This is a genomic window from Nonomuraea sp. H19, from assembly GCF_052068215.1.
Classification (GTDB): Bacteria; Actinomycetota; Actinomycetes; order Streptosporangiales; family Streptosporangiaceae; genus Nonomuraea.
The window spans coordinates 1-5,887 of record NZ_JBQHCV010000083.1; the positions used below are offsets into that span (position 1 = coordinate 1).

Annotated in this window: 5 protein-coding genes and 1 pseudogene; 3 read left to right on the forward strand and 3 right to left on the reverse strand. The window is 68.4% G+C overall.

The window, feature by feature from the left end; translation table 11 throughout:
• Window positions 1-228: 228 nt before the first annotated feature.
• Window positions 229-1,239, reverse strand: coding sequence for a hypothetical protein (locus tag ACTMTI_RS56330; protein WP_441129313.1), 1,011 nt, complete (start codon window positions 1,237-1,239; stop codon window positions 229-231).
• A gap of 52 nt (window positions 1,240-1,291) precedes the next feature.
• A complete protein-coding gene (locus ACTMTI_RS56335) occupies window positions 1,292-1,807 on the reverse strand; it encodes a hypothetical protein (protein WP_441129314.1) in 516 nt (171 codons plus the stop codon).
• A gap of 595 nt (window positions 1,808-2,402) precedes the next feature.
• On the opposite strand from ACTMTI_RS56335, the pseudogene ACTMTI_RS56340 reads away from it, so the two are divergent.
• Window positions 2,403-2,729: pseudogene (locus ACTMTI_RS56340) on the forward strand (transposase); the annotation flags it as partial.
• A gap of 245 nt (window positions 2,730-2,974) precedes the next feature.
• Window positions 2,975-3,775, forward strand: coding sequence for a thioesterase family protein (locus ACTMTI_RS56345; protein WP_441129315.1), 801 nt, complete (start codon window positions 2,975-2,977; stop codon window positions 3,773-3,775).
• Window positions 3,776-3,949: 174 nt separating this feature from the next.
• Here the strand turns inward: ACTMTI_RS56345 and ACTMTI_RS56350 are convergent, their stop codons facing one another.
• Entirely contained in the window at window positions 3,950-4,897 is a 948-nt protein-coding gene (locus ACTMTI_RS56350) for a beta-ketoacyl-ACP synthase III (protein WP_441129316.1), read from the reverse strand.
• Between the two features lie 47 nt (window positions 4,898-4,944).
• Here ACTMTI_RS56350 and ACTMTI_RS56355 point away from each other — a divergent pair, with 47 nt between their 5' ends.
• On the forward strand, window positions 4,945-5,541 hold the full coding sequence (locus ACTMTI_RS56355) for a TetR/AcrR family transcriptional regulator (protein ID WP_441129317.1): 597 nt from the start codon (window positions 4,945-4,947) through the stop codon (window positions 5,539-5,541).
• Window positions 5,542-5,887: the final 346 nt, after the last annotated feature.

Sequence of the window (5,887 nt, forward strand, 5' to 3'; positions counted from 1 at the left end):
ATGGTCACGCTGGCCGACCCCGGTGCTGGTGGCACCGGATAACCTGACCGGCATGTGGGATCTTCTGCTGCGGGGCGGGCCGACTCCGAAGGAACTTCCCACCCACCGCCCAGCTGGCCAACGATAGACGGTGGTCATGGTCTGCGACCTTCTTGGCGGAAGGGTGTCACATATGTAGACGGCGTCTAGGAATGTGACGATGACATTAGAACTGCATTACAGAAGTCGTCAAGAGGCGTGTACCCAGCGCAGTTTTCCTGCGGTGGTCAGAAGTGCCAGCGCGCCGTCGGCGGTGTAGGCGGCAGAGGCGGTGCCCGGGTGCGTGGCCACCGAGCGGCCGGATCCGTCGACCACCTCGGCCGTCCCGCCGTAGGTGATCACGAAGGTTGTGCCGGAGGGATGGGCGCGGATCTGCGCCTCGTCGGCGATCTCGCGTGTCCACGTCTGCTTGCCGAGGGGGTCGACACCTCGGATGCCGGTGAACCGCCTGTCCTTGCCGTCCTTCCAGTGGGCGTACACGACCAGGCCCTTCGTCCCGGCGGCGCATCCGGTGACGGCTTCGAGGCTGGTGGTGATCGGCACTGGCTTGCCCGAGGGGGTCAGCAGGTAGGCGCGTTCCCCCGTGACCACCGCAGTGGTGCCCGATGTACAGATCGGCCTGGCCGGTTCACCGATCGTGGTGCGGGAGGTCTCGCGCCAGCCCCGCCGATCGTGCCGGAACCACAGCACCTGCTTCCCAGTGGACGCGACCGCGACCGTCCTGGACGCGTCCTCCGCCCAGGAGAAGCCGCTGTCCACCGGGATGCGCTTCTCCTTGCCCTTTGGCCGGATCAGCCGCAGCCTGCCCTTTTCCGAGCCGTCGCTCTCGACGATCACCGCGTCGGAGGCATCACGTGCCGTCAACACCCGCTTGATCGGGGCATCGGACTTCGCGAACGCGCCGGAGAGGGAACGCGGCTCAGGATCGGGGCCCTCTGCCGCACCGGAGAACACCGGGTCGGGGCAGCGCGCCTGGCAGACCACGTCGGCACCCTCGGAGTAGGCCGCCGTGTCCCGCCAGACCTCCCTGCCCGCCCGGTCCAGCCCGTAGAACGCCTCGCCCCGGTTGTCGGCCACCACGGCGCCCTCCGCGGACACGGCCACGATCGCCGGCGGCCGCGCGTCGGGCTCCGGCTGAGCGGTCGCAGTGCTGCAGCCGGTCAGGAACACCAGCAGGGCGAGCACGGCTCGGGACATCACAGATGCTTCTCCTAAGCGAGTGAGGGTGCCGCGGCACCCCCGTCACGTGGCGTCAGGCCTTGTTGGTGGTGCAGACGCTCCGCGGGTCGACGCCGGAAACGTCGAAGGTGAACTTGGCGTCGACGTGCCACCTCGTCTTGTAAGCCACCTGCCGGTAGGGCTTCTTGGAGTGCCAGCCCGGCTTGATGTCGTCTCCGGATTCCCACTCCCACAGCGTCTTGTCGGGCCGATCGGGCAGGGACTCGCGAATCCTCAATCTGACATTGCTCTTCTTTCCGAGCTTCCGGCCGTTCTCGGTGCCCAGGAAGTAGTCAATCTTGTCGACCACGTCAGAGTGGCCGTTCGGCGTATAGAAAGCCCTGAGGATCCCGTAGTACTCGTAGTCGAAGTCGTCGTCTGCGCACTTGTCGTAGAGCTCCCGCTGCCCACTGGTTGCCGAGGCCGAGACGGTGGCAGCCGGGATGATCGACAACGCCAGCCCCAGAGCCCCGAAGATCGCGGTCTTCCGCAGGATACTTGCCATTTGCACTGTGCCCTCTCGTGTCGAGGATGATTCGGTTGCGAACAAAGGGCAAATCTAGGGAGGTGCGGTATATCCGCGGTATGTTCCCGTTCGGCCGTAACGGCGACCAGCCACGCACACCACCCGGCCGTGTCCCTGGACAGACCCCAGCCACGACGACTGAGAGTCCCCCACGGCGCAGCCGTACCCCTGGAGAGAGCGCAAGCGGCCGAACGGCCGGACCCCCGCTTCGCAGCTCCCTCGGGACGACGACACCGTCTACTCGCGAGGGTTCGGTCACTGGCGTGATCCACCGACAACGGCTCTCGCCGCACCTCAGGCGGCATCGGCCTCCCCGGGTTACCTGTATTCCAAGTGGGGTGCGAACTTGCACCCGACTTCCCCTGCCCAACGACCTTCGAGGTCCCGACTGCATGATCGGCCCTTGGGTCTGGGCGCGCCGAAGGCTCCGGCGCATCGCCCCTTGGCTCATTCCCCCGCAATCGCCCCGAGGCTGCTGCTGGCACCATCAAGTGGACTGGTTCCTCGGGGGTATCCCTCTAGGTGTGGGAAGTGATCTTGCTGGGAAGCAAGTGATCTGTGGGCGGGGGCCCACTTTCGGGGGAGAGTCATGTCGGTAATCGAGGGTGTCGGCGACCAAATGTCGACCACGCTGGGTGAAGCCCGGTCCACGGTGAGAGATGTGTCCGGTGAGCAGCAGGAACGTCGCCCGACCCGGGAGCTGATCGATTATCGGCTGTTGGATGAGCTGCTGATCCGGTCCCGGGATGAGGCGGGAGGGCTGCGGCTGACCGGCGAGGGCAGCATGCTCGGTGATCTGGTCAAAGTCGTGCTGGAGCGGGCCTTGGAGGCCGAGCTGACCGCGCATCTGGGCTACACCCGGCATGAACAGGGTGCCGGTGCGGCAGTCGGGAACGCCCGCAACGGGAAGATCGGCAAGACGGTGCAGACCGGGGTGGGGCCGGTTCACAGAGGGTGAAGCTACTTCAGGTGACCGTGATCCATCCGGCAAACCCGAGAAGACCCAGCTCGCAGGCCAGGAAGAGGGAAGTCGAGCGAGATCCAACGAACTCAACTCAAGAACTAGTGCTTACCCGACCTGAGCCGGATTCGGCGCTCGAGGCCGAGGGTCGTCCGGTCCGGTGAGGGACAAGGCTTCGTCGCTCAACCCCGCAACAGGAGAGATTCCAGCTATTCAGTAACTTCTGTCCCATGCAGCAGACCACCGTGCACCACTTCGATCAGGACACCCGGTCCACCCCGGCCGGCACCGACACCTACACCGCCCAGCTCACCGACCGCTGGAACACCGCCAGCGGCAACCCCAACGGCGGCTACCTGATGGCCGTGGGTGTTCGCGCACTGCAGCAGCACTCTGAGCTCCCCGACCCGCTGGTGGCATCGGCGTTCTTCCTCCGGCCAGGGACACCCGGAGAAGCACAGATCCATGTCGAGACGGTTCGCCAAGGACGCCGGACCTCCACCAGCGAGGCCCGGATGCACCAAGACGGCAAGGAAATCTTGCGCATCGTCGCCACCTTCGCAGACCTGGAGCAAGCCGACGGCCGAACCCTCTCCTTGGCGACCATGCCCGACCTGCCCACGCCGGATGAGCTCGTTGATCCGCTGGCCGACATCGCCCTGCCCGGCATCACCGTCGCCGATCGGGTCGAATACCGTGTGACCCAGCCGCCCGGATGGTTGCTCGGACAGCCCAGCGGCGACCCGAGCATGACCTTCTGGATGAGGTTCGCCGACGGCCGCGAACCCGACCTGGTGAGCCTGCCATTCCTGGCCGACGCCGCCTACCCGGCCGTCATGGAACTCGGCGAACTCCCCTCCGCCACCATCGAACTGACCATCCATCTGCGGAACCGGCCCGCACCCGGCTGGCTGGCCTGCCAGATCAACACCCGGCACCTCACCGGCGGCTTCCACGAAGAAGACTGCGACATCTGGGACTCCCAAGGCACTTTGATCGCCCAGTCCCGGCAACTCGCCATCCTCCAATAGCAGCACGCTCACAGGGTGGTCGCGACGGCGCGCTCCTGACCGGCCCACCCCGCCTGGGCACCTGGCGCGCCGGCTACGGCGCGGGGCCGGGGTGCCGGTACGCAACCTCGGCCCCATACGGGCCTGCCGCCGCACCGCCCTGCTCGGCCTGGAGCCGGCCGACCGGCGCTTCGGCTACTCGCTGGAAGGGCAGCGTACGACCATCCCCGCATAGGACAGATTCCCGCCGAAGCCGAACAGCAGCATCGGCTCCCCGCGCCGTACCACCCCCTGCTCCAGCAACTTCGACAGGGCCAGCGGAACGCTGGCGGCCGAGGTGTTCCCGGACTCCACCACGTCCCGCGCGATCACCGCGTTGACCGCGCCGAGCTTCTTGGCGATCGGCTCGATGATGCGCAGGTTCGCCTGGTGCAGCACCACCGCGGCCAGGTCCTCGGGGCGTACGCCGCCGCGCTCGCAGGCCCGCCGGGCGATCTCGGGCAGCCGGGTGGTGGCCCAACGGTAGACGGTCTGACCGTCCTGGGAGAAGCGCGTGGGCGTGCCCTCGATGCGTACGGCGGTGCCGAGTTCCGGCGCCGACCCCCACACCACGGGCCCGATCTCCGCCTTCGGGGCCGCGCTGACCACGGCCGCCCCGGCCCCGTCGCCGGTCAGGACGCACGTGGTCCGGTCGGTCCAGTCGGTGACCGCCGTCATCTTGTCCGCGCCGACGACCAGGGCGTTCGTGGCCGCGCCCGCGCGGATCGTGTGGTCGGCCACGGCAAGGGCGTGGGTGAAGCCCGAGCACGAGACCCCGACGTCCATCAGGGCGGCGGCGGGCACGCCGAGACGGGCCGCGACGCGGGAGGCGATGTTGGGTGCGCGCTCGGTCTGCGTGCAGGTGGCGATCAGTACGAGGTCGATGTCGGCCGGGTCCAGGCCGCTACCGGCCAAGGCCTTGGCGGCGGCGTGCCCAGCCAGGTCGGCCACGCTCTCGCCGGGTCCGGCCACGTGCCGCGTGCGGATGCCGACCCGCTGTCTGATCCACTCGTCGCTGGTGTCCACCATGCCGGCCAAATCGTCATTGGTCAGGACCTTGGCAGGCTGGTAGTGGCCTGTGGATACAAGTCGTGATCCGCTCATACCGCCGGACTATAGCGACCGAACGTTCGGACGCTAAAGTGGCCCGTATGAGTCCGCGCAGATCCGTCGCCGAGGCGCTCGGCACCCGTACGGCCATTCTCGACCGCTCGGTCGCCGTCGCCTCCACCGAAGGGCTGGAAGGGCTGACCATCGGCCGCCTCGCCCTTGACCTGGGCATGAGCAAGTCAGGCGTGCTCGGGCACTTCGGCTCCAAGGAGACGCTGCAGCTCGCGGTGCTCGACCGGGCGGCAGAGGTGTTCCGCGCCGAGGTCTGGGAGCCCGCCCAGCCCGCCCAGCCCGGCCTGCCCCGGCTGCGCGCGCTCTGCGAGGCGTGGATCTCCTACCTGGAACGCGGGGTCTTCCCCGGCGGGTGCTTCTTCGTGGCGGCGGCCCACGAGTTCGACGGTAGGAAGGGGCCGGTGCGCGACGCGGTCGCGGCCCTGTTCGACGCCTGGCGCGAGCGGTTGCGCAAGGAGGCGCGGCGCGCCGTGAAGGTCGGCGACCTGCCTGCGGGCACGGATGCCGACCAGCTGGCGTTCGAGCTGCTCGGCGTGGTCATGGCGCTCAACCACGCGATCCAGCTGCACCACGACCCCGAGGCCGCGGCCCTGGCCCGCCGCGCCGTACGCGCACGTCTCATATAGTCGGTCGGTGACCTTGGGCGGCGTGCGCGTCTTCGCGATCACCGCCCGCGAACTCGCCGCCTGGCGCGATCACCTGGCCGTCGCCGGGTGGCGGCGAAAAGACGGCAGCGCGGCCGCCATGGCGCCGGCGACGGGTCAACACCCACCTCGCGCACGCCTCGACGCTGTTCTCCTGGATCAGCGCGCGCGCCCCGGTCACCCTGCTGCCGGGTCGGCCGCAGCAGGAACTTGAACGACCTACGCACCCTCGCCCCCGCTCTTGGCCTTGGGGGCGCGCTCGTACTGGGTCTCGATGTAGCGCTGGACCGTGCCCGCGCTGACCGCGCCCGCACTCGCCACAAAGTAC